Source organism: Ketobacter sp. (genome assembly GCF_003671495.1).
GTDB lineage: Bacteria > Pseudomonadota > Gammaproteobacteria > Pseudomonadales > Ketobacteraceae > Ketobacter.
On the sequence record NZ_RCHN01000006.1, the window covers coordinates 134,283 to 156,841 of the forward strand.

Annotated in this window: 23 protein-coding genes; 12 read left to right on the plus strand and 11 right to left on the minus strand. The window is 58.6% G+C overall.

Annotation, left to right across the window (positions count from 1 at the left end):
• Positions 1-74 precede the first annotated feature (74 nt).
• Entirely contained in the window at positions 75-644 is a 570-nt protein-coding gene (gene dcd, locus D9N14_RS02040; protein ID WP_290576323.1) for a dCTP deaminase, read from the minus strand.
• A 190-nt stretch (positions 645-834) separates the two neighbouring features.
• A complete protein-coding gene (gene apbC / locus D9N14_RS02045) occupies positions 835-1,929 on the minus strand; it encodes an iron-sulfur cluster carrier protein ApbC (protein ID WP_290576325.1) in 1,095 nt (364 codons plus the stop codon).
• Positions 1,930-2,086: 157 nt separating this feature from the next.
• Here apbC and metG point away from each other — a divergent pair, with 157 nt between their 5' ends.
• The 10 genes from metG to D9N14_RS02095 are packed head-to-tail and all read left to right on the plus strand — an operon-like array spanning position 2,087 to position 11,579.
• The gene (gene metG, locus D9N14_RS02050) at positions 2,087-4,132 is read left to right on the plus strand and encodes a methionine--tRNA ligase (RefSeq protein ID WP_290576327.1); all 2,046 of its coding nucleotides are present in this window, start codon (positions 2,087-2,089) and stop codon (positions 4,130-4,132) included.
• A 35-nt stretch (positions 4,133-4,167) separates the two neighbouring features.
• On the plus strand, positions 4,168-4,752 hold the full coding sequence (rsxA, locus tag D9N14_RS02055) for an electron transport complex subunit RsxA (RefSeq protein ID WP_290576329.1): 585 nt from the start codon (positions 4,168-4,170) through the stop codon (positions 4,750-4,752).
• Between the two features lie 9 nt (positions 4,753-4,761).
• Complete coding sequence (gene rsxB / locus D9N14_RS02060; RefSeq protein ID WP_290576331.1) at positions 4,762-5,358, plus strand: electron transport complex subunit RsxB; 597 nt, start codon at positions 4,762-4,764, stop codon at positions 5,356-5,358.
• Positions 5,355-7,523: an electron transport complex subunit RsxC gene (gene rsxC, locus D9N14_RS02065; RefSeq protein ID WP_290576333.1), complete on the plus strand. Its 2,169-nt coding sequence runs from the start codon at positions 5,355-5,357 to the stop codon at positions 7,521-7,523. The genes rsxB and rsxC overlap by 4 nt, the downstream gene beginning before the upstream one ends.
• Positions 7,523-8,569: an electron transport complex subunit RsxD gene (gene rsxD / locus D9N14_RS02070; protein WP_290576335.1), complete on the plus strand. Its 1,047-nt coding sequence runs from the start codon at positions 7,523-7,525 to the stop codon at positions 8,567-8,569. Before rsxC ends, rsxD begins: the two co-directional genes overlap by 1 nt.
• A gap of 10 nt (positions 8,570-8,579) precedes the next feature.
• On the plus strand, positions 8,580-9,245 hold the full coding sequence (gene rsxG / locus D9N14_RS02075) for an electron transport complex subunit RsxG (RefSeq protein ID WP_290576341.1): 666 nt from the start codon (positions 8,580-8,582) through the stop codon (positions 9,243-9,245).
• 51 nt (positions 9,246-9,296) lie between these two features.
• Entirely contained in the window at positions 9,297-10,010 is a 714-nt protein-coding gene (locus D9N14_RS02080; RefSeq protein ID WP_290576343.1) for an electron transport complex subunit E, read from the plus strand.
• Between the two features lie 35 nt (positions 10,011-10,045).
• Complete coding sequence (nth, locus tag D9N14_RS02085) at positions 10,046-10,684, plus strand: endonuclease III (protein WP_290576345.1); 639 nt, start codon at positions 10,046-10,048, stop codon at positions 10,682-10,684.
• 7 nt (positions 10,685-10,691) lie between these two features.
• Positions 10,692-10,904 carry a Trm112 family protein gene (locus D9N14_RS02090; RefSeq protein WP_290576348.1) on the plus strand — a complete coding sequence of 71 codons (213 nt, stop codon included), beginning with the start codon at positions 10,692-10,694 and terminating at the stop codon, positions 10,902-10,904.
• Positions 10,905-10,910: 6 nt separating this feature from the next.
• On the plus strand, positions 10,911-11,579 hold the full coding sequence (locus tag D9N14_RS02095) for an alpha/beta hydrolase (protein ID WP_290576350.1): 669 nt from the start codon (positions 10,911-10,913) through the stop codon (positions 11,577-11,579).
• On the opposite strand, the gene D9N14_RS02100 is transcribed toward D9N14_RS02095, so the two are convergent.
• The 9 genes from D9N14_RS02100 to D9N14_RS02140 form a co-directional block, all read right to left on the minus strand.
• Positions 11,563-13,209, minus strand: a complete 1,647-nt coding sequence (locus tag D9N14_RS02100; RefSeq protein ID WP_290576352.1) for a PepSY-associated TM helix domain-containing protein — start codon at positions 13,207-13,209, stop codon at positions 11,563-11,565. The genes D9N14_RS02095 and D9N14_RS02100 overlap by 17 nt on opposite strands.
• A gap of 43 nt (positions 13,210-13,252) precedes the next feature.
• A complete protein-coding gene (locus tag D9N14_RS02105; RefSeq protein WP_290576354.1) occupies positions 13,253-13,540 on the minus strand; it encodes a hypothetical protein in 288 nt (95 codons plus the stop codon).
• Positions 13,533-13,802 carry a hypothetical protein gene (locus tag D9N14_RS02110; RefSeq protein WP_290576356.1) on the minus strand — a complete coding sequence of 90 codons (270 nt, stop codon included), beginning with the start codon at positions 13,800-13,802 and terminating at the stop codon, positions 13,533-13,535. Before D9N14_RS02110 ends, D9N14_RS02105 begins: the two co-directional genes overlap by 8 nt.
• A 20-nt stretch (positions 13,803-13,822) precedes the next feature.
• The gene (locus tag D9N14_RS02115; RefSeq protein WP_290576357.1) at positions 13,823-15,784 is read right to left on the minus strand and encodes a TonB-dependent receptor; all 1,962 of its coding nucleotides are present in this window, start codon (positions 15,782-15,784) and stop codon (positions 13,823-13,825) included.
• Between the two features lie 246 nt (positions 15,785-16,030).
• Positions 16,031-16,309: a hypothetical protein gene (locus D9N14_RS02120; RefSeq protein WP_290576359.1), complete on the minus strand. Its 279-nt coding sequence runs from the start codon at positions 16,307-16,309 to the stop codon at positions 16,031-16,033.
• A gap of 34 nt (positions 16,310-16,343) precedes the next feature.
• Positions 16,344-16,730, minus strand: a complete 387-nt coding sequence (gloA, locus tag D9N14_RS02125) for a lactoylglutathione lyase (protein ID WP_290576361.1) — start codon at positions 16,728-16,730, stop codon at positions 16,344-16,346.
• Positions 16,731-16,824: 94 nt separating this feature from the next.
• Positions 16,825-18,918: an EAL domain-containing protein gene (locus D9N14_RS02130; protein WP_290576363.1), complete on the minus strand. Its 2,094-nt coding sequence runs from the start codon at positions 18,916-18,918 to the stop codon at positions 16,825-16,827.
• A gap of 173 nt (positions 18,919-19,091) precedes the next feature.
• Positions 19,092-20,312, minus strand: coding sequence for an argininosuccinate synthase (locus D9N14_RS02135; protein ID WP_290576365.1), 1,221 nt, complete (start codon positions 20,310-20,312; stop codon positions 19,092-19,094).
• Between the two features lie 105 nt (positions 20,313-20,417).
• Positions 20,418-21,266, minus strand: a complete 849-nt coding sequence (locus D9N14_RS02140; RefSeq protein WP_290576367.1) for a flagellar protein MotY — start codon at positions 21,264-21,266, stop codon at positions 20,418-20,420.
• A 152-nt stretch (positions 21,267-21,418) separates the two neighbouring features.
• On the opposite strand from D9N14_RS02140, the gene rnt reads away from it, so the two are divergent.
• Positions 21,419-22,063, plus strand: a complete 645-nt coding sequence (gene rnt, locus D9N14_RS02145; RefSeq protein WP_290576369.1) for a ribonuclease T — start codon at positions 21,419-21,421, stop codon at positions 22,061-22,063.
• 6 nt (positions 22,064-22,069) lie between these two features.
• Positions 22,070-22,549 carry a DUF2269 family protein gene (locus D9N14_RS02150; protein WP_290576371.1) on the plus strand — a complete coding sequence of 160 codons (480 nt, stop codon included), beginning with the start codon at positions 22,070-22,072 and terminating at the stop codon, positions 22,547-22,549.
• The last annotated feature ends 10 nt before the right edge of the window (positions 22,550-22,559 follow it).

The following is a 22,559-nucleotide window of genomic DNA, read 5'->3' on the forward strand; positions in this document are numbered from 1 at the left end:
GCACCCATTCCAACATCCGTTGCGTAAGAAGCAACAATCCGAAGAGCCAAGCAGAGACAGAAACCCCTGCCGGATCAGGTCTTAGGCAGGGTCACCCCGGTTTGCCCCTGATACTTGCCGCCGCGATCTTTATACGACACTTCGCATTCCTCATCCGACTCCAGGAACAGCATCTGGGCCACCCCTTCATTGGCGTAAATCTTGGCAGGCAGGTTGGTGGTGTTGGAGAATTCCAGGGTCACGTGCCCTTCCCACTCCGGCTCCAGCGGGGTCACATTGACGATAATCCCACAACGGGCGTAGGTGGATTTACCCAGGCAGATGGTGAGCACACTGCGGGGAATGCGGAAATACTCCACCGTACGGGCCAGGGCGAAGGAATTGGGCGGAATAATGCAGACATCGCTGTTGATGTCGACAAAACTGCGCTCGGAAAAGTCTTTGGGGTCCACGGTGGCCGAGTGGATGTTGGTGAACACCTTGAACTCGGTGGAACAACGCACATCGTAGCCGTAGCTGGACGTCCCATAGGAGATAATGCGATTACCATCCACACCCTGGCGCACCTGGCCCGGTTCAAATGGTTCGATCATGCCATGTTCTTCCGCCATTCGGCGTATCCAGCGGTCTGATTTGATGGACATTGTCTGGTCGCACTCCCCTGATTTCTAGCTCGCGTAAACGCTTGATCGCTTGGTATTAATATCGGTCTGACATCGATTTATAAGAGCGGGTTTCCCCGAATCCTCCGTGGGCAGGGAATTCGGAGGCGGAATCATACCCGTTTTGAGCCCCAGGGTGAAATGATCTGTTCCCCACCCGGGGCCAGGGCGGTCAATCGTTCACGATGCTGATGGAAGGAAATGCCCCCGCCCCGCCCGCGGCCTGGGCCATCCCCGCCAGGGAGCCCGCGGCCCGCAGGGCAATCTGGCGGTAGAGGCTGCTGATCTCGCTGTCCGGTTCTGCCACCACTGTGGGCTTGCCGCCATCCGCCTGCTCGCGAATGGAAAGGCTGAGGGGCAGACTGCCCAGCACCGGAACACCGTATTCCCGGGCCATGCGCTCGCCGCCGCCCTGGCCGAAAATATGCTCCTCATGGCCACACTGCGAGCAGATGTGGGTGGCCATGTTCTCCACAATCCCCAACACCGGCACGTGCACTTTGCGGAACATCTCCACCCCTTTCTTGGCATCCAGCAACGCTATGTCCTGGGGCGTGGTCACCACAACGGCCCCGGCCACCGGCACCTGCTGGGACAGGGTAAGCTGAATATCACCGGTGCCCGGCGGCATATCCACAATCAGGTAGTCCAGGTCATCCCACAGGGTCTGTTTCAGCAGCTGTTGCAGGGCGCCACTGGCCATCGGGCCGCGCCACACCATGGGGGTATCGGCCGTGGCCAGGTAACCCATGGAGATGGATTGCAGGCCCAGAGCCGGCACCGGCACAAAAAACTTGTCCTGTTCGATGGCCGGGCGTGTGCCCGGGGCCACCCCCAGCATCAGTGACTGGCTGGGGCCGTAAATGTCGGCATCCAGCATGCCCACCCGGGCGCCTTCAGCCGCCAGGGCCAAGGCCAGATTCACTGCGGTGGTGGACTTGCCCACCCCACCCTTGCCGGAAGAGACGGCAATGATGTTCTTGACCTTGCCCACCCCCTCCAGCGGTTTGTTCTGGGCTGGCTTCACCGCCCAGCTCAGCACCAGTTCCAGCTTGCTGGCCAACGGCGCCAACAACGCTTCCAGGGCTGGTTGCAGGCTGGCTCGGGCCCGCTCCAGCGGGTAGCCGAAGTGCAACACCACCTTCACAACCTCCCCGGATGAGGCAATATCTTTCACTTCGGCCACGGAACTCAGGGGCTGGAGGGAAACGGGATCGGCATTTTTGGCCAGTATCTGGTGAATCTGGTCGTGAAGGGCTTGGGTCATGGTCGGTACTCCTCGATCAATAGCCCGGCTATGCTAGCGGAATTTACCCAACTGATATAGTGGGTTATCGGCATTCCAGCCCCCGCCAACTGGTATCCGGCCCCCAGAACCGCTATATTACCCGCCTCATTTTAAACGGCTAACTTCCTCCAATTTCATGAATCAGACCGAGCAGAAACAGCAACGCAAAATTCTTGTCACCAGTGCCCTGCCCTATGCCAACGGCTCAATCCACCTGGGGCACATGCTGGAACACATCCAGACCGATATCTGGGTGCGATTCCAGAAGCTGCGTGGTGAACAGTGCATCTATGTCTGCGCGGACGACGCCCACGGCACAGCCATCATGCTCAAGGCGGAGCAACTCGGCATCACACCGGAACAGCTGATTGCCCAGGTGCAGCAGGAACATGAACGGGATTTTGCCGGTTTTGAAATCCGTTATGACAACTATTATTCCACCCACTCTGAAGAGAACCGGGTGCTGTCGGGCCTGATCTACGAGCGCAACAAGGCCCGCGGCAATATCGTCGCGCGCCAGATCACCCAACTGTTCGACCCGGAGAAACAACTGTTCCTGTCCGACCGCTTTGTGAAGGGCACCTGCCCGAAATGCGGCGCCGACGACCAGTATGGCGACAACTGTGAAAAGTGCGGCGCCACCTACGGCGCGGAGGAACTCAAAAACCCCCGCTCCACCATCTCCGGGGCGGCGCCGGTCTTAAAGGAAAACACCCAACTGTTTTTCGATCTGCCCAAGTTTCAGGATTTTCTGGCGCAATGGACCCAATCCGGCAGCCTGCAGGAAGGCATCGCCAACAAATTGAAAGAATGGCTGGACGCCGGCCTGCAACAGTGGGACATCTCCCGCGAAGCACCCTACTTCGGCTTTGAGATCCCCGGCGAGACCGGCAAGTATTTTTACGTCTGGCTGGACGCCCCCATCGGCTACATGGCCAGTTTCCAGAACCTGTGTGAGCGCCGCGACGACCTCAATTTCGACGACTACTGGGGCAAGGACTCCGACGCCGAGCTGTATCACTTCATCGGCAAAGACATCATCAATTTTCACGGCCTGTTCTGGCCAGCCATGCTCAGTGGCGCGGATTTCCGCACCCCCACCGCCATCTTCTCCCACGGCTTTGTCACCGTGAACGGCAACAAGATGTCCAAATCCCGAGGCACCTTCATCAAGGCGGCCACGTACCTGAATCACCTGAGCCCGGAATACCTGCGCTACTACTTTGCCGCCAAGCTCAGCGGGCGCATTGATGACATCGACCTTAACCTGGAAGACTTTGCCCAACGGGTGAATGCGGACCTGGTGAACAAGGTGGTGAACATCGCCAGCCGCACCGCCAACTTTGTGAAGAAGCTGGGGGGCAAGCTGGCCGAAGGCAATGCCAACCCGGCCCTGACCGACGAATTCCAGCAGGCGGCCGCGGCCATTGCCAACCACTACGAACAACGGGAATACGGCCGCGCCATGCGGGACATCATGGCCCTGGCGGATAAAGCCAACCAGTACATCGACGAGAAAGCGCCCTGGGCCCTGATGAAACAGGCCGGCAAGGAGCAGGAAGTACTGGACTGTTGCAGTGTGGGGGTCAACCTGTTTCGCCTGCTGGCCCTGTACCTGAAACCGGTCTTGCCTGGCCTGGCCGAAAAGGCGGAAGCCTTCCTCAATATCGAACCGCTGCAGTGGAACGACCATCACACCCTGCTGCACGGGCATGAGATCAATAAGTTCCAGGCCATGATGCAGCGTATTGACATGAAGCAAATTGAGGCCATGACGGAAGAAGCCAAAACCGAGGCGGAAGCGGAGGCCAAAGCGGCCAAACCCCAAAGCGCTCTGGACGAAGACCCCATCGCCGAGCAGATCCAATTTAATGACTTTGCGAAAATTGACATGCGGGTGGCCAAGATTGTCACCGCATGTCATGTAGAGGGGGCTGATAAATTGATACAGTTGACCCTGGATCTGGGCGGAGAAACCCGCAACGTATTTGCGGGCATTAAGTCCGCCTATCAACCGGAAGACCTGGAAGGTCGCCTCACCATCATGGTGGCCAACCTGGCGCCGCGCAAAATGAAGTTTGGCGTGTCCGAAGGAATGGTCATGGCGGCCGGACCCGGCGGCAAAGACATTTTCCTGTTATCCCCGGACAGCGGCGCTGTGCCCGGCATGCGGGTCAAATAAGCCCCGGTTAACACTACCGAAACGAAGAGAGCATCATGCCCGAATTTTTACTGGTTCTCGTCAGTACCATTCTGGTGAACAACTTTGTCCTGGTTCAGTTCCTGGGGCTGTGTCCGTTTATGGGGGTTTCCAACAAGCTGGAAGCCGCCATGGGCATGTCCCTGGCCACCACCTTTGTGCTGACCCTGTCGTCGGTGCTGAGTTACATGACCTACACCTATGTACTGGTGCCACTGGACGTGGCGTACCTGAAAACCATCTCGTTCATCCTGGTGATTGCGGTAACGGTGCAGTTCACCGAGATGGTGGTGCGTAAAACCAGCCCGCTGCTGTATCGCGTACTGGGGATCTTCCTGCCCCTGATCACCAGTAACTGTGCAGTACTGGGGGTGGCGTTGCTCACGGTGAAAAAAGGCATCGACAGTTTTATGGACGCCTTTCTCTACGGTTTTGGTGCCGCCCTGGGTTTCTCCCTGGTGCTGGTGCTGTTCGCGGCCATGCGTGAGCGCATCGCAGTGGCCGACATTCCGGTTCCTTTCAAAGGTGCTTCCATTGGCCTGATCACCGCCGGACTGATGTCCCTGGCCTTTATGGGCTTCTCCGGCCTGATCAAGATCTAGGGGGAGTATATGGAGTTTCTTTTTGACAATTTCACTGCCTTGGGTGCCCTCACCGCCATCGCGTTGGGCTTCGGCGCCCTGTTGGGTTTTGCTGCCGTCAAATTCAAGGTGGAAGGCAATCCCATTGTGGAGCAGATTGATGCGTTGTTGCCGCAAACCCAATGCGGCCAGTGCGGCCATCCTGGTTGTCGCCCTTACGCAGAAGGCATGGCCGACGGGGAAGAGATCAACAAGTGTGTACCCGGTGGCGAAGACACCATTCGGGCGCTGGCGGATCTGTTGGGCCGTGATTTTGTGCCCCTGGACGAAGAGCACGGTGAGACCCCGGAATCCAAAATGGTGGCGGTGATCCGCGAAGCGGAATGCATTGGTTGCACCAAGTGTCTGCAGGCCTGCCCCATGGACGCCATCCTGGGTGCGGCCAAACAAATGCACACGGTCATCGCCGACGAGTGCACCGGCTGTGACCTGTGCGTAGAACCCTGCCCCGTGGACTGCATCGACATGGTCCCCGTGGCCACCACGTTACAGACCTGGCATTGGGCCGCCCCCAAAGGCATAGGTAATCGCCCCGGTGAATTGATCCCGGTGAGGAACATCGCATGAGCCGCCACATCTGGGATTTTCACGGTGGCATTCATCCGCCGGAAAACAAAAAGCAATCCTCCGAAACCAGCATCCGCTGGGCCGGTTTGCCGGAACGTCTGGTGGTGCCAGTACAACAACACATTGGTGCTCCGGCCAAGCCCTGCGTCAACGTCGGCGACCCGGTCCTGAAAGGCCAAAAGCTGGCTGAAGCCGCGGGCTTTGTCAGCCTGCCGGTGCACGCCCCCACCTCCGGCACTGTCGCCGCCATCGAGCTGCGCCCCATCCAGCATCCCTCCGGTATGGACGCGCTGTGTGTAGAGATCACCCCCGATGGTCAGGATGAGTGGATCGAGCATCAGGGCGTGGGCGATTACGAAACACTGGGCAAGCAGGAAATATTGAACCGCATTCGTGACGCCGGCATCGCCGGTATGGGCGGTGCCGGCTTTCCCAGTGTGGTGAAGCTGGGGGTCAAACCCGATCAGAAAATCAAAACCCTGATCCTGAACGCGGTGGAATGCGAACCCTACATCACGGCGGATGATCGCCTGATGCGGGAACGGGCTGACGAAATCGTGCAGGGACTGCAAATCGTGGCCTGGCTGATCGAGCCCGAAGAAATTCTGATTGGCATTGAGGACAACAAACCCCACGCCATCGCCGCCATGCAGAAGGCCACCGCCGGCACCCAGTGCGAAGTGGTGGTGGTGCCCACCAAATACCCTTCCGGTGGTGAGAAGCAATTGATCCACCTGCTGACCGGTAAGGAAGTACGCAGCGGCGGCATTCCGGCGGACGTGGGTGTGGTGTGCCACAACACCGGCACCGCCTATGCCATCAAACGCGCCATCATGGACGGGGAGCCGCTTATCTCGCGCATCACCACCCTTACCGGCGATTGCGTGGCTGAGAAAGGCAATTACGAAGTATTGATGGGAACGCCGGTGGGATGGTTGCTGCAACAGGCCGGGGTCAAAGCCACCGACCTGCACCGTTTGATCATGGGTGGCCCGATGATGGGGTTCGCCGTGCACAATATGGCGGTGCCGGTGGTGAAAACCACCAACTGCCTGCTGGTCCCCAACAGCAAAGAATTCCCCGATCCGGTGCCTGAGCAGCCCTGCATCCGCTGTGGCAGTTGTGCCCAGGTGTGCCCGGTGAACCTGCTGCCGCAGCAGTTGTACTGGTTTGCCAAAACCAAGGAGTTCGACAAGGCCGCGCATTTCAACCTGGCGGACTGCATTGAGTGCGGCGCCTGCTCCTATGTCTGCCCCAGCAATATTCCCCTGGTACAGTATTATCGCTTTGCCAAGGGTGAAATCCGCACCCAGCAACAGGAACAGGCCAAGGCCGATCACGCCCGGCAACGGTTTGAAGCGCGCCAGGCCCGACTGGCCCGGGAGGAAGAGGAAAAGGAACGCAAACGCCAGGAGCGGGCCAAAGCCGCCGCGGCCAAGCAAGCGGAGAAAAAAGCCGCCCCGGCCGCCAAGGCCGCCCCCGCCTCTGCAGCAGGCGCAGTGGACGAGGCCGATGCTTTGGCAAAATTGCAAACCGCTGCCGCCTCCACCATGAAGCGCTATAAAGAGGCCCAGAAAGCCCTGCTGACGGCGGAGAAGAACGGCTCCGAACACCTGGAAGCGCTGCAGAAAAAGGTGGAGCAATTGAAAGCCAAAGCGGACGCTGCCAAAGAGGCGTTTACCACGGCCAAAAACGCCCAGGGCCAAACCGCAGACGCAAAACCGAAGCCGGCGGCCGCTAGCAAAGACGATCCCTTTGCCGCGCTGAAACAGGCCTCGGCAGAAGACTTTGCCGCCTACAAAGAGGCCGAGAAAGCACTGGCCGCAGCAGAAGCCAGCGGTGCTGAAGACGTGGCAGCCTTACAGCAACGGGTGACGGAGCTGAAAGCCCGCTCCGATGCCTCAAAGGCCGCCATGAAAGAAGCCCGCGCCAGGGAAAAGGAACAGATTCAGGCGAAGAACGCCGCTGCTGATCCGGTAAAAGCCGCCAAGCTGGAAGTGGCCAAACAGCAGGTGTTGCTGAAAAAAGCCAGCAAAGCCCTGCAGGCCGCCAAAGACAGCGATGCCGGTGCCGATGACGCGCTCGAGTCCAACGTAAAAGCCGCAGAACAGGCGCTGGAAGCGGCCGAGCATGCCCTGAAAAAAATTGAAGAGGAGCAAGCCTGATGGCCCTGCTCAGTGTGACCTCCCCCCACATCCACAAACCGGGCAATACCGGTGGCTTCATGCGCCAGGTGCTGTACGCCACCGTGCCCGGCCTGTTCATGCTGACCTATTTCTTTGGTTTCGGCACGCTCATCAACATCGCCCTGGCAGTGGGCATCGCCCTGGTCTGCGAAACCCTGATCCTGAAGCTGCGCAACAAGCCAGTGGCTTTTTACCTCAACGACTACAGCGCGGTGGTCACCGCCGTGCTGCTGGCCCTGGCCATTCCCCCCACTGCCCCCTGGTGGCTGACCCTGATTGGAACCACGTTTGCCATTGTGGTGGCCAAGCACCTGTACGGCGGCCTGGGTATGAATCCGTTTAACCCGGCCATGGTGGGTTATGTGCTGCTGCTGATTTCCTTCCCCAAAGAGATGACCACCTGGCTACCGGCAGCCGGCCTGGACAATACCGTCACCGCACCGGGCATCCCCGACAGCCTGGGAATGGCGTTCCTGGGCATGAACCCGGACGCCCTCAGCGGAGCCACGCCCCTGGATGCCTTTAAAACCTACGCCGGGCAGCCGGAAGTGCTGGATTCCAATTCCATTCTCCACGGGGTGTTTGCCGGGTTCGGCTGGGAGTGGGTTAACGTGGGCTTTCTGTTGGGTGGGGCCTATTTACTGTGGCGCAAGATCATCACCTGGCACATTCCTGCCGGCATGCTGCTGGCGTTGTTCCTGTTGTCGGGCTTTTTCAATACCGCCGTGGACGCCGACAACTACCCGGGCTTCCTGCATCATCTGCTGAGCGGCGGCACCATGCTGGGGGCGTTTTTCATCGCCACCGACCCGGTCACCGCCGCCACCAGCAATCGCGGCAAGATCCTTTACGGGGTTCTGATCGGTGTGCTGACCTATGTGATTCGCACCTGGGGCGGGTATCCCGATGCGGTGGCGTTCAGCGTTCTGTTGATGAACCTGGCAGCCCCCACCCTGGATTATTACACCCAGCCACGTACCTACGGTCATCGCAAGCCCAATAAAGGGCTGGCCAAGTCGGATTGAGGAGCAGTGTATGATTGGTCAATCCGTTACCCGTAACAGCATCATCCTCGGCGTGTTTGCCATTATTACCACCGGGCTGGTGGTGGCCACGGCCAACCTGACCAAAGACAAGATTGCGCTGGAAAAGCAGAATGCCATGAAGCGCAGCCTGTTGGAGGTCATGCCCAGTGAACGCCTGGATAACGATTTGCTCTCCAGCGTGGTGGAATTGCCAGCCAGCCAGCTGTTGGGCACCGCAGACAGCCGCCAGGCCTATGTGGCCAAACGGGATGGCCACCCCACCGGGATCATCTTTCAGGTGGTGGCGCCAGAGGGCTACGGGGGCTCCATCAACCTGATGGTGGGCATTACCGAACAGGGTGAGATCACCGGCGTGCGGGTTATTCCCCCGCATTTCGAAACACCGGGCCTGGGGGATGCCATTGATGTGCAGAAATCCGACTGGATCATGTCCTTCAACGGCAAATCGCTTGCCAATCTGAATGAGAAAGGGTGGCGGGTGAAAAAAGATGGCGGGCAGTTCGACGCGTTCACCGGGGCCACCATTACGCCGCGGGCGGTGGTGGATGCGGTTCACAAAGCTCTGCTCTATTTTCAGCAGCACCAGAGTGAACTCCTGCACGGCACCCCGGCCCGGGCGGACGTGGCGGCGGTGCAACCCGGTACACACGATTAGCGGCTCTGTAATCTGAATACTCAGGTACAGCGGACACAAAGGTACAGCGACATGTCAGCAGAAGACTACAAGAAGATTACCGTGGACGGATTGTGGAAGAACAACCCGGCGCTGGTTCAGGTACTGGGCCTGTGCCCATTGCTGGCCGTCTCCGGCAGTGTGGTGAATGCCCTCGCCCTGGGACTGGCCACCACCTGTGTGCTCACCCTGTCCAACCTGGCGGTGTCGTTGATTCGCAATGCCACCACCGATGCCATCCGCCTGCCCACGTTCGTCATGATCATCGCGGCCTTCACCACCTGCATCGAATTTCTGATGAACGCCTTCACCTACGAGCTGTACCTGATCCTGGGCATCTTTATCCCCCTTATCGTCACCAACTGCATTGTACTGGGGCGGGCCGATGCCTTTGCCAGCAAGCACAATGTGCCGGCCGCCCTGTGGGATGGCCTGATGATGGGCGCAGGCTTCAGCCTGGTGCTGGTGCTGTTGGGTGCCGTGCGCGAGCTGATCGGTACCGGCGCGCTGTTTGCGAATATGCACCTGTTGTTTGGCGACATCGCGCTGCACTGGAAAATCGAGCTGATTGCAGACTACCGGGGCTTCCTCATCGCCATTCTGCCGCCGGGGGCCTTTATGCTGCTGGGCGTCTTGCTGGCCCTGAAGAACATCATTGATGCACGCATGGAAGCCGCCGCCAAGGCCAGGAAAGACAAATCCACCGTGGGCAGCAAACGGGTGCGGACCACCGGCAATATCGCCTGAACACCTGCAGTAGTCATGAACCAGTAACCGGCAGCATGAACAAAGAGAAGCGGTACGAAATATTTTCCCGCCTGCGGGACCAGAACCCGAATCCCACCACAGAGCTGGAGTACAGCAGTACCTTCGAGCTGCTGATCGCGGTGATTCTGTCGGCCCAGGCCACCGATGTGAGCGTCAACAAGGCCACCGCCAAGCTCTATCCGGTGGCCAATACCCCAGCCGCCATCTACCGGCTGGGCGTCAAGGGGCTCACGCCCTACATCAAGACCATCGGCCTCTTCAACAGCAAGGCAGAAAACGTCATCAAGACCTGCAAAATACTGATGGATGAGTACGATGGCGAAGTGCCCGGCGAGCGCAAGGCCCTGGAGTCGCTGCCCGGGGTAGGCCGTAAAACCGCGAACGTGGTCTTGAACACGGCCTTTGGTCAACCGGCCATGGCGGTTGACACCCACATCTTTCGGGTGTCCAATCGAACCAAAATCGCGCCCGGTAAAACCGTGCTGGAAGTGGAAAAAAAGCTGCTGCGCAATGTGCCCAGGGAATTCCTGCTGGATGCCCATCACTGGCTGATATTGCACGGCCGCTATGTCTGCACCGCCCGCAAACCCCGTTGCGGTGCCTGCATCATTGAAGACCTGTGCGAATACAAAGATAAAACGGAATACGAGTGAGGCCGCTATGTTTGACACCAGACTTCTGGAAATCCTGGTTTGCCCGGTCACCAAGGCCAAACTGGAATACGACTCTGAAAAAGACGAATTGATCAGTCTGGCCGGCAACCTGGCCTATCCCGTTCGTGACGGCATTCCGGTGATGCTGGAGGAAGAAGCCCGCCAAATCACTCTGGACGAGAAAGAAGCCTACAAACGCCAGTTCAAAGCCCAAGGATAACGCCAGGTGTTTGCCACGCCGCTGCGCAGGGAAATTGTTGAGCCCACCACACCCGCCGATGCCTGCGTCATCTGGTTGCATGGCTTGGGAGCCAGTGGTCATGACTTTGTACCGGTGGTACCGCACCTGAAACTGAAAGCGGGGCTGGCGGTTCGATTTATTTTCCCCCATGCGCCGGACATTCCGGTGACCTGTAACGGCGGTTATGTGATGCCCGCCTGGTACGATATCCTGGCCCTCACCGAAATCCGGGAGATCAACCTGGATCACCTGCGCCAGGCGCAAGCGGCCATCAACCAGCTGATTCAGGAGCAGTTGGACCTGGGCATTCCCGCCCACCGCATCGTGTTGATCGGCTTCTCCCAGGGCGGCGCCGTCGCCTATCACACAGCTCTGCAGTTTCATCAACGACTGGCCGGCCTGATAGCGCTGTCCACCTATTTACCCAATCCGGATACCCTGGCGGCGGAAGCGCGAATCCCCAATCAGGATTTGCCCATTCACATTGTCCATGGCGACTATGACGACATGGTAACCGAACGCGCCGCCCGCGCGGCCTATACCTGGCTGCAGGAACAGGGTTATAGCGTGGACTGGAACCACTATCCCATGGGACATGAAGTCTGTATCACCGAGATTCGCCAGATCGGAGTGTGGCTCAATCAGTGGCTGTGACGGCAGGGGCCTCAACTGTCCAGACGCTGTCTGCGCTCCCGCTGTAAACCCGCTTGGCTGTGCTCATGGCCATCAGCCCAAAACACGCTGCGCCCATCACTGCCATCGCATCCACCCCCAGCGCCGCCACGCTGCCGTGGCTCCACCAGGCAGGCACCCATCCGGCCCAGCCCAGCAACGAACTGGCGGCAATACTGAGCGTCAATGCTGCGGCCACCCAGAGCAATTGCACAGAAGCCCTGGCAGCGCCCACCGTGAACGCCCAGGCAATGGCAAGGAAAAACGTCACGTAGTACACCAGTTGATGGCCAAGCAGCAGATTGTCCACCCAGCCGTGCATCCACTTGGTGGCGGCAATGGTGGCCGACATGCCACACACAGCCCCCAGGCACACACCCACCGTAGCACTGGCCAGCCAACGCGCGTTACCGCGTTGAACCGGCAGCGGCTGTCTGGGTTTCTGGCTGCGGCGCCGGCTTTCCACCCACAACAGGTTGCCTGTATAAAACAACCAAGCGCCGGCCAGCGCCAGAATGAAATAGATCCATTTCTCCAAGGTGCCCCCAAAGGTGACAAAGTGAAGGGAGAAGATCGTGTTGATGGCAGTGAAGGCAGCCGCCTGATGGGATGGCAGGTAATCCGTATTCAAGACCTCACCGGAGTAAGGGTGCAAGATGGCAAAGCTGCCCCAGGCTCGAGCCCCCATACCCTGCTGATCGTTCCCCCATACCCGCACCGCCGGCATGGGGCTGGTCACCCTCAGGTATTGCAGCATGGTGGGTTCAAACTCCGGCGCCAGCGCCTCGACCTGGGCCAGAATCTTCGCGGGGGGCAGTAAGTCGGCCGGCTCCTTGGGCGACGGGTCCGGTGCCGGCAACCCGGAACGAAAGGACTGGATCAAGGTGCCGTCGTGCACCACTTTGTCCTGTGCCATGTAAATGCCATCATGGAAGGCGAAGCCCACGGCCGTTAACGCAATAATCACATGAAATGGCAAGCTGACAATGCCCACCACATTATGGGCATCCAACCACATGCGCTTGCGATTCTTGCCTAACCGGAAGGAGAGGATATCCTTGGCGAACGTGGGCAACACCACCACCAGGCCCGAAAACAATGCCAGCGCGTACAGCACCGCAAAGATCCCCATCACCCAGCGGGTGTATTCCGTATCGAAAGGCAATCCCACCACCCGATGCAACACATCCAGAAACTCCGCCAGCGGCGAAGGCGAAGCCTGCTCGATCACCAGCTCACCGTCGCCATCAAAGAAGGATTGATAGTGCACCTGGGCAAGCTGGTCGTGTTCGTCGGCACCTTCAGCCGCCACCATCCATGCCATGGCTGCCGGGCGGTGCTCCAGTGGGTGTAGGTGAATAAAGAATTCGTCTGCCACCGTAGGATCCTGAGCCAGGGTTTGCTGGATCAAAGCCTGGGTATCCGCCACATCCACCCAGGCCGAGGTGTTCGCCGGGGGCGAGGCCCAGCGTTCGAGAGGCGCTTTGAATACCGTGAGTGCGCCGGCGTAGAACGCGATGAACAACGCCATGCCCGCCACAATTCCGGTCCAGGTATGGACCCCCTTATACAACCGCGCCCATTGATTGAGCCGTGCCCGTTGCAACACCATGAGACTTACCTCTCTACAGTCCCGTACTAAATCTCGGCCAGGGTTAAATCGCGGCCAATCCGAAAACCGCCAGATTAAGCAGCGCTAACCACACCCAGGCATGCACAGCCCGGCGCCAAAGAAAGCTGATGGCAAACACCGTTAACCATACCGGCATCACCATCCACATCGCCAACTGTACCCGAGCGGTCTGCACCATCTCCGGGGTCATTAACATGAACAGCTTGCTGAACCCAAGCGCCAGAGTGAACCCCAGTATCAAGCCCGCCAGCCCCTGACCAAGCCAGCCGGACTGGAAGCCCTGCCGTGAATCCGAACGGGGGTTAACCATGGGTCCGCCTCCTGCGCAGCTGCAAGGCAGCGCCTGAATACGGTAGAACCACCAGCGCACACATGGTGCCGGTAAGCCACACGGCCACCGCCACCACCGGCTGATAGGGCAACCACAGCAGGATGAAACTGCCCATCAGCAACACACTCCCCAGATATCGACCGAACGCGGGCAGCGGCTGACGACACCAGAGCTGCTTGGGCGAACTCAGGTAGATGCAACTGCTGCCGGTTACCAGCAGCATGGCGGCCAGAAGAACCATGGAATCCCTCCCGTCAGGCGTTAAAGGAAATAGGTGATGGAAAGCCCTACGTTGCGCGGTTCCACAATGGCCACATAACCGGCGGGATAGCGGCCCCCGGGAGGCTCACGCAGAGTAAAGGCTCGTTTGTCGAAGGCATTGTTGACGAACGCAGACACCAGCCAGTTTTCCACTTCATAGTTGGCGGTGAAATTCACCAGCGTGTAGTTGCCGGCAATGCGCTCCTCGGTGTTTTCGAAGTCACCAAAATACTCATCCACATAGTTGGCGGCCGCACCCACATTGAAGGCGTCATTGAGCCAATACTTGGCACCCAGGTTCGCTGTGATCTCCGGCGCCGAGTTGAGTTCATTACCGGTGGCATCAGCAAAGCCTGCACCGGCATCCTTGATCTCCGTACGCAACAGGCCCAGGCCAGCAGTCACATCCAGGCTGCCACCCAACCGGGTCACCGCTTCCAGTTCCGCACCGTAGGTCACCACTTCATCCATATTGGTGATATAGCGGCTGGAACTCAGCGCCTGGTAGCCCTCATATTCGTTAAAGAACAGATTGGCGCTGAGGTAGGTGTCGGCGCTCAACTGACTGCGCAGGGTGGCTTCATAGGTGTCCACGGTTTCTTCGTCAAAATAATAGTATTGGCCCGCGGCGAAGTTGAGTGCACCACCGGGGGAGTTGTAACCTTTACGCGCACTCAGGCCCAGGGTGGTGCTGGCGGTGACGTCATACAGCAGCGCCAGTTTGGGCAGGCTGATGGTTTCCTCTTCATCCAGCACCGAGATGATCTGGCCGTTGTTGTAATTGAAGTTCCGCACCTGGGATTCCCGCTGCACACGGCCCCCGGCCACCACACGAAAAGCGTCGGTCACCGCGTAGGTCAGCTCCCCATAGAGGGCTTCGGAATCGCTTTCATCATCGCCGAAGTAAGCAAAGGCGCCGGTGCTCTCAAAGTCCTGGCTGCGCTCGAAATACGCCAGCCCCAGAAACCCGTACACAACACCCTGCTGGTTACCCATATTGATTTTCACATCCAGGGTCTGGTCCTCTTCATCAAACACCAGTTGCTGCTCCGCCGCTGACGAAGGCTCATAGGACTCAAAGCCCCACTGGTAGTCCACATACGCCCCCAGCACTTCAAAGGACAGACTGTCACTGACCTCATAATTCACCTTGAGGCTGGTGGTGTCGGCGTCGGTATCAATATCGCGGAAATAGATACGCTGGTAATCCCAGGGATCATCCGCCGCGTAATAGACCCGCCCGGTGTCCCCGGATTCGTTATTGCTGGAGTAGGTCAACAGGGTCTTGAGCTGGTCCGTAGGGGTCCACAGCAGCTTGGCCCGCACCCGCTCCGTCAGCACTTCATTCAGATCATAATCGGCAGGATTGGTATCGAACTGTTCCTCGCTGGTGAGGGTTTCGCCGTCGGTGCGCTGGGCCGTGATGCGGAATGCCAGAGTGTCTTCCACAATGGGGCCGGACACCATGGCCGAGGTATCAACGAACTGCTCCTGATTGCGGTAGCCCACACGCCCGGCAGCCTGCCAGTCGAAGGTTGGATCCTGGGTGGTGATGATGATGGAGCCACCGATGCTGTTGCGACCATTGCTGGTGGACTGTGGCCCGCGGAACAATTCGATCTGGCGGATATCCCAAAGCCCGGAGTCACCGGTCAGGTCCGCCACAAAGGGTTCTGCCACCCCGTCCACCAAGGTGGAGACCCGGGGATTGGCACCACCGGATATGGAATTGAAGCCGCCGGCGGAGCCGTTGCCGCTGACGCCACGAATGTCCGGTACCGAACCCGAAGTAACCACCACATTGCTGACTTCCGACACCACCTCACTGATGGTCCGGTACTGCACGCCCTCGATCTTTTCTTCCGGTATCACGGTGACCGAGGAAGTGGTCTCCTGCAGCGAACGGTCCACCTTCTCCCCGGTAACCGTCACCGTTTTCAACACCGAAGTCTCTTCAGACACCTCATCTGCATATACGCAGGTCAATCCCTGACCGGCCAGAACAGCCCCAAGTCCAATTTGGAGAATCCGATTGGCATTCTTCATCTAACCAGCCCCCAAAACGCATGAAATACACCGGAATCCCAAGGAACGGGCAGATATTCCGGATTGAGGTGACCAAAATACGCTCAGGAAAGATTGATGTCAAATGATAATCATTTACATTAGCATTATTAATTGTGGAAAAGGTACGCGACCTCGGTGTATTCAGTGGCCGTAGCCTTGCCAATAGTCCTGAATGGCCAACAGCCCTTTGCGCAACCCCACCAACAGGGCCACCGCAATGGGCGCCATTACCCAGGTGGTGGAGAAGCCGCCCCACTCCACCACCAGATACACCACCGTGGCCCCCAGCACACCATAAAACCCGGCCAGCACCAGATTCACAAACAGCAGAATGCCGCTCACCACCATGCGGGTGAGCAGCGTATGGGCCTGTTGCGGATCTTGCCGGGACAGGAGGTTCTGAATGAGCCGGACAATCATGAGGCGGGACGGGAACGCAGAGCGGCAGCGGTGATCAGGATTTTCGACCCAGCAGCTCGATGGCGTAACCATCGGGATCTTTGACGAAAGCCAGGATGGTGCTGCCGTGCTTCATGGGGCCGGGCTCCCGGGTTATCACCCCACCGCGGGCGCGGATCTGTTCACAGGCCTGATAGACATCGTCCACTTCCAGGGCGATATGCCCGTATCCATTACCCAGATCGTAGTGATCCGTATCCCAGTTGTGAGTCAATTCGATGCAGGCCTGATCACTTTCTTCACCATAACCGACGAATGCCAGGGTAAAACGGCCATCCGGGTAGTCCTTGCGGCGCAGCAAATTCATGCCCAGCACTTCGGTATAGAAAGCGATGGCGCGATCCAGGTCGCCCACTCGAATCATGGTATGCAGTAAACGCATGGTAAGCTCCTTGGTGAAATCTCGGGTGCAGATAGCAGGTGCGAAAAGCCAGAGCATGGAGTCTACCATAACGCCGCTGGCGGATGCCGCAGGCTCATCCCGGGAACACAAAGATCCCCATTTCATCCAGCTTCTGGGGAGTACGCTCCAGCTCCCGGTCGATGGCATCACCGCTCAACCAGTCACAGCCAACGGATTGCAGAAACCCCTGTTGGGCATCCCGATCCACCGACGTGGCCAACACCTGGATGCCCAACTGATGCACCATGTCCACCACGCCTTTGATGATGGCCTGATCGGTCTTGGCCAACTCGCAAGCGGCCACGAAGGATTCACTTAACTTCACCAGGGTATAGGGCACTTCCTTCAGGCGATTTAGCGGCGCATAGCCGGTACCAAAGCTGTCCAGAATCAGGTTGAAGCCGTTGCGGCACAGCTCGTTCAATACCTCACTATGCTGCTGGTGACGCACGCTGTAATAGCTCTCCGGCAACTCGATGTAAATTTGATGGGAGCCGAGTCCCACTTCAGCAATGGCATTGATCACCCAGTCCACGCCGCCTTCCTGCAGCAGGATGGCCGGTGAGATGGGCAGAATCAGCCGCACTTTGGACTTGCTGTCGTCGGGCAGGCGATCAAACCGCGCCAACGCCTGCTGCCACAGCCAGCGGAACAGGGTGGGCGCCAGCCCCGCCTCTTCCGCCTGTTGCAGAAAGGCCTCCAACGCCAGCTCGCCCTTGTGTGGATGCAACCAACTGAGGCGTACCTCGCAGGCCACCACGTCGGCCTGGTCACGACTGGTCACCGGCAGGTACTGGATGCGCCACTGTTTCTGTTCCAGGGCCAGATGCAGCTCGTATTCCAGTTGCATCTGTTCCACCCGCAACTTGTTCATTTCCACCGTGTAGTACTGGTAGTGGTTGCGCCCCACGGCTTTGGCCCGGGCCAGGGCGGCTTCTGCGTTTTTCATCAGGGTGGTGGCATCGTCCCCACAATTGGGGTACACGCTCACCCCGATGGAGCAGCCGGTGAACACCTCATGGCCATCCAGCAGGAAAGGCTCACGAATGCGCTCGATCACTTTGTTGGCCACCATGCCGGCGTTTTCCGGCGAGTCAATGTGGCTGAGCACCAACACGAATTCATCCCCTTCCAGGCGCGCCAGTTGATCATCCCGCCGCACCAGGGCATGGATACGGTCCGCCACCGCTTTCAGTAGCGTATCCCCCCGGTCATGGCCCAGGGACTCGTTGATGTGGCGGAAATGATCCAGGTCCACCGACAGCACCGCAAAGTAATAGCCGGTGATGCCGGCCTTGAGTACCGTGCGGTCGATGTGTTCCTCAATGAAGGCGCGGGTGGGCAGATTGGTCAGGTGGTCCACCTGGGACAGTTTGGCCAGCTTGTCCTTGGACTCGCGGGTATCCTTCAGCTGTTTGAAGGCAAACAACAGGGTGACGCCGTGGTTGGATTTGAACGGTATGGCCGCAAACTTGGCGGAGATGGACTCGCCGTCCCGGCGCCAGAGAATGGATTTGTCCACCTGCAGAATCTGATCTTCACCGGTGACCCGGGCCACCGGGTGCTCGCTCCAGCGCGACCTGGCCTGGGTGCAACCCTCCTCGAACAGGCTTTCCAGATAGACACCGCTCAGGGCCATTGAGTTGGCTTTCAGCAATTGCTCCGCGGCGAAATTGGCAAACACAATCTGGCCTTTGGCATCCAGTGCCAGAATGCCCTCCTCCTGACTGCCGATAGGATCGGCCTTTTCCTCACTGTAGAGGGCTTCGATTTCCGCCCGCACGGCATACTGTGCCAGATAGTGCTGCAGGTAACGTTGCAGCTGACGCTCATTGACGGGTTTGCTCAACACCGTCACCAGGTCAACCATGGCCTCGTACAGGCACATCTTGCGTTCCGACAGGTTGCTCACCACCAATAACACCGGTATCGGCCGGGTTTTCTTGCCCGACTTGAGCAGGTTCAGGGTCTGGTAACCGTCAGGCTCTTCCAGCTGGGAATCCAGGATCACCAGGGCCGGCTGGTGGCTTTCCACCAGATTCACCACATTGCCACCCACGGACGTGGCCACACAGCGGGCACCCATGGCTTCGATCACTTCGGTGTAGTAGGCGATATTGCTGTCTTCCGGATCGCAGACAATGACGAGCGGCTGTTGTTTAGTCATGGTGTTTACTTACAGGTCACTGATTTTAATTGAAGAATTTCGTCGGCTATGGCTTCCAGTATAGATAGAGATTGGGGGGGAGGCAGTGAGAAAAGCACAAAAAAGCCCTGGCCGGAGCGGACAGGGCTTTCCATTCACCTTGCAGGGGATGTGCCTGGAAGGATCGGCCGCGGCTATTTCAGCTTGCGGCCCTTGTTGGCAGCAATGCGCAGACGCAGGGCATTCAGCTTGATGAAGCCGGCCGCATCCTTCTGGTCATACGCACCGGCATCATCCTCAAAGGTGGCAATTTTATCGTCGAACAGGGTCTGGTCAGACTTGCGCCCCACCACGCTGACGTTGCCTTTATAGAGCTTGACCCGCACCACGCCGTTCACCACTGCCTGGGATTCATCGATCATGGTTTGCATCATCTTGCGCTCAGGACTCCACCAGTAGCCGTTGTAAATCAGCTCGGCGTACTTGGGCATGAGGCTGTCTTTCAGGTGAGCCACTTCCCGGTCCAGGGTAATGGATTCGATGGCCCGGTGAGCCCGCAGCATGATGGTGCCTCCGGGGGTCTCGTAGGCGCCACGGGATTTCATGCCCACATAGCGGTTTTCCACGATGTCCAATCGGCCGATGCCATTGGCACCGCCCAGCTTGTTCAGTTTTTCCAGCACCTCATGGGCCGCCAGACGCTCGCCGTCGATGGCCACGATATCGCCGTGCTCATAGGTCAGCTCAATGTAGGTGGGCTGGTCCGGCGCGGCTTCCGGGCTCACGGACCAGCGCCACATATCTTCTTCCGGCTCCGCCCAGGGATCTTCCAGAATGCCACCTTCGTAGGAGATATGCAGCAGATTGGCGTCCATGGAATAGGGGGATTTCTTGCCCGCTTTGGAGAAGTCCACCGGGATATTGTGCTGCTCGGCATAGGCCATCAGGGTCTCACGGGAGGTAAGATTCCACTCCCGCCAGGGGGCGATGACCTTGATACCGGGGGTCAGGGCGTAGGCACCCAGTTCGAACCGCACCTGGTCGTTGCCCTTGCCGGTGGCACCATGGGAAATGGCGTCGGCGCCGGTTTCCTCAGCGATCTCCACCAGGCGCTTGGCGATCAGGGGGCGGGCAATAGACGTGCCCAGCAGGTATTCGCCTTCGTAGATGGTGTTGGCCCGGAACATGGGGAACACGAAATCCCGCACGAACTCTTCCCGCAGGTCTTCAATGTAGATTTCGTTGATGCCCATGGCCTTCGCCTTGGCGCGGGCCGGTTCCACCTCTTCGCCCTGCCCCAGGTCGGCGGTGAAGGTGACCACTTCACACTGATAGCTTTCTTGAAGCCACTTTACGATAACGGACGTATCCAAGCCGCCGGAATAGGCCAGAACCACCTTTTTGATGTCAGACATGCGAAAACCCTTAAACCTTCAGGACTGTGTGTGATGGAGAGTGAGAAAGGCGCGAATTATACCTGATAGCGGGGGGAATTTGCTAATGCCGGGCCCGGTGCGTTGCTAGCGTCGCAGCCGCACCAAAACCCGGCGGTTGAAGGCCATGTTGGTCTGGTTGGTGTTTTTCTTGGCGGGGCTGCCTTCGCCGTGGTAGCGCATTTCGATCATATCGGGGAACACCCCCTTTTCCTCCAGGTAATCCTGCACCGCCTTGGCCCGCAGCCGTGACAGCTCCCAGTTGTGGCCCCGGCGGCCGCGACTGTCGGTGTGACCGTCAATGTAGATTTTCTTGACGCTGGTGTCGATGGCCACGTAGCCGGCAATCAGGTCCAGACGCTCTTTCAGGGCACCGCGGATGCCATACTTGTTGGTTTCAAAATGCAGGTAGGATTGCTGCAGCTCGCCAAAGCCCGCCGGATAGAGCCCCGCCACACAGGATACGTAGCCCAGGTACGCGCTCTGGAAATTAACTGCCGACACGCCCACCGAGATATTGTGTTTACCGTACCAGCCGGGATGGACGAAAGACGGGGTCATGCCCACCTGGAGCTCCGCCAGCAGTTCACTGGCCACCTCCTCCGCCAGCTCTATAGGGCGCCGCCCCTGCTTGAAGGCGGTGGTGCCAATGGCTTTGGGGGACAGATCGCCCCGCCATTCCGGGGCTTCGATCAGCATACGGGCCTCACCGGCTTTGCTCACCGGCCGGTACAGGTCCATATAAAAGCGCAGGCTCTCGCCGGCCGCCACTTCGAACACCGCATCGCCGTAGTTCGGTACCGCCTGCCACAGCCGGCATTTTAAGGGCGAGGGGTCCAAATGCCAGACGGCCTCGTCCACCCGCGCCACATAGGTGTGGGCGAGCGCCGGGGCCGATATGAGTACCACCAAGCCAATCAACAGGTTACGAAGCATATACCGCTGTCCTGCTTGCAATCACAGTTATAGCAGTGGTTATCGGTCAGAAATGTGAATTCTTGAGAGATTTCTCGCCCGGAAGGGGCAAAACATTTGTGCGGGCCAAGCCGGTGCGATAGCATTTCGGCACATGCACAAGAATTATTCTCATGACTGACCATACCCCCAGCCTCGCCAAACGTTTTCGCGGCTACCTTCCCGTCGTCATCGACGTGGAAACCGGCGGTTTCAACCACAAGACCGATGCCCTGCTGGAAATCGCGGCGGTGATTCTGGACATGGATGAAAACGGTAACCTGGAGCCGGGCCAGCAGATCCACCACCACGTGATGCCTTTTGAGGGTGCCAATATCGAACAGGCGGCTTTGGATTTCACCGGCATCGATCCCTATCACCCTTTTCGTGGCGCAGTGGGGGAAGTGGAAGCCATCAAGGACATCTTCCGCGCCGTGCGTTCCGCCATGAAAGAGGAAGGCTGCACCCGCGCCATCCTGGTGGGTCACAACGCCTTCTTCGACCGGGATTTTGTCAACGCCGCGGTGGACCGCAACGGCATCAAGCGCAATCCGTTCCACCCCTTCTCCTGCTTTGATACCGCCACCATCGGCGGCGTGGCGGTAGGCCAGACGGTGCTGGCCAAAGCCTGCCGGGCGGCCCACATCTCTTTCAGCAATGCAGAGGCCCACTCTGCCATTTATGATGCGGTGAAAACGGCTGAGTTTTTCTGCTGGGTGATCAACAAGTGGAAAGCCCTCGGGGGCTGGCCCCTGAGCCAGGCTGATGATGGAGAATGACGGCCAATGGGGCTGGCATTGAGCGGGTATCTGCTAATTAAAACTCTGCACATCATCAGCGCCACCATTCTGTTCGGCACTGGTATCGGCATCGCTTTCTTCATGTTCCGCTCCCACTTCACGCCGGATCTCCAGCAAAAGCTCTACGCCACCAGCACCACGGTTCTGGCGGACAAACTCTTTACTCTGCCCGCCGGTCTGCTGCAGCTGGGGACCGGACTGTGGCTGGTTCAGGAGGCGGGTTGGGATCTCACCCAGACCTGGCTGCTCCTGTCATTGTGCTTGTTTACCCTGGCCGGTCTGTGCTGGCTGCCGGTATTGTGGATCCAAGCACAACTGAAAAAGAATCTGCAATACTGCGTGCAGCACCAGGTTCAGCTCCCTGCAAATCACGAACGCCTGTTCCGAGTCTGGATTATTCTGGGTTGGCCAGCGTTCCTGGCACTGGCGCTGATTTTTTATCTGATGGTGTCAAAACCTCAATGAGCGCAATGCA

Coding starts and splice junctions, on each gene's coding strand:
- dcd (WP_290576323.1), bottom strand. CDS start 644: ATGTCCATCAAATCAGACCGCTGGATACGCCGAATGGCGGAAGAACAT.
- D9N14_RS02110 (WP_290576356.1), bottom strand. CDS start 13,802: ATGGTTCTTCTGGCCGCCATGCTGCTGGTAACCGGCAGCAGTTGCATC.
- apbC (WP_290576325.1), bottom strand. CDS start 1,929: ATGACCCAAGCCCTTCACGACCAGATTCACCAGATACTGGCCAAAAAT.
- rsxD (WP_290576335.1), top strand. CDS start 7,523: ATGGCCCTGCTCAGTGTGACCTCCCCCCACATCCACAAACCGGGCAAT.
- D9N14_RS02135 (WP_290576365.1), bottom strand. CDS start 20,312: ATGTCTGACATCAAAAAGGTGGTTCTGGCCTATTCCGGCGGCTTGGAT.
- rsxB (WP_290576331.1), top strand. CDS start 4,762: ATGGAGTTTCTTTTTGACAATTTCACTGCCTTGGGTGCCCTCACCGCC.
- metG (WP_290576327.1), top strand. CDS start 2,087: ATGAATCAGACCGAGCAGAAACAGCAACGCAAAATTCTTGTCACCAGT.
- D9N14_RS02105 (WP_290576354.1), bottom strand. CDS start 13,540: ATGGTTAACCCCCGTTCGGATTCACGGCAGGGCTTCCAGTCCGGCTGG.
- D9N14_RS02130 (WP_290576363.1), bottom strand. CDS start 18,918: ATGACTAAACAACAGCCGCTCGTCATTGTCTGCGATCCGGAAGACAGC.
- D9N14_RS02150 (WP_290576371.1), top strand. CDS start 22,070: ATGGGGCTGGCATTGAGCGGGTATCTGCTAATTAAAACTCTGCACATC.
- D9N14_RS02140 (WP_290576367.1), bottom strand. CDS start 21,266: ATGCTTCGTAACCTGTTGATTGGCTTGGTGGTACTCATATCGGCCCCG.
- D9N14_RS02100 (WP_290576352.1), bottom strand. CDS start 13,209: ATGGTGTTGCAACGGGCACGGCTCAATCAATGGGCGCGGTTGTATAAG.
- rsxC (WP_290576333.1), top strand. CDS start 5,355: ATGAGCCGCCACATCTGGGATTTTCACGGTGGCATTCATCCGCCGGAA.
- nth (WP_290576345.1), top strand. CDS start 10,046: ATGAACAAAGAGAAGCGGTACGAAATATTTTCCCGCCTGCGGGACCAG.
- gloA (WP_290576361.1), bottom strand. CDS start 16,730: ATGCGTTTACTGCATACCATGATTCGAGTGGGCGACCTGGATCGCGCC.
- D9N14_RS02090 (WP_290576348.1), top strand. CDS start 10,692: ATGTTTGACACCAGACTTCTGGAAATCCTGGTTTGCCCGGTCACCAAG.
- rsxA (WP_290576329.1), top strand. CDS start 4,168: ATGCCCGAATTTTTACTGGTTCTCGTCAGTACCATTCTGGTGAACAAC.
- D9N14_RS02080 (WP_290576343.1), top strand. CDS start 9,297: ATGTCAGCAGAAGACTACAAGAAGATTACCGTGGACGGATTGTGGAAG.
- rsxG (WP_290576341.1), top strand. CDS start 8,580: ATGATTGGTCAATCCGTTACCCGTAACAGCATCATCCTCGGCGTGTTT.
- rnt (WP_290576369.1), top strand. CDS start 21,419: ATGACTGACCATACCCCCAGCCTCGCCAAACGTTTTCGCGGCTACCTT.
- D9N14_RS02120 (WP_290576359.1), bottom strand. CDS start 16,309: ATGATTGTCCGGCTCATTCAGAACCTCCTGTCCCGGCAAGATCCGCAA.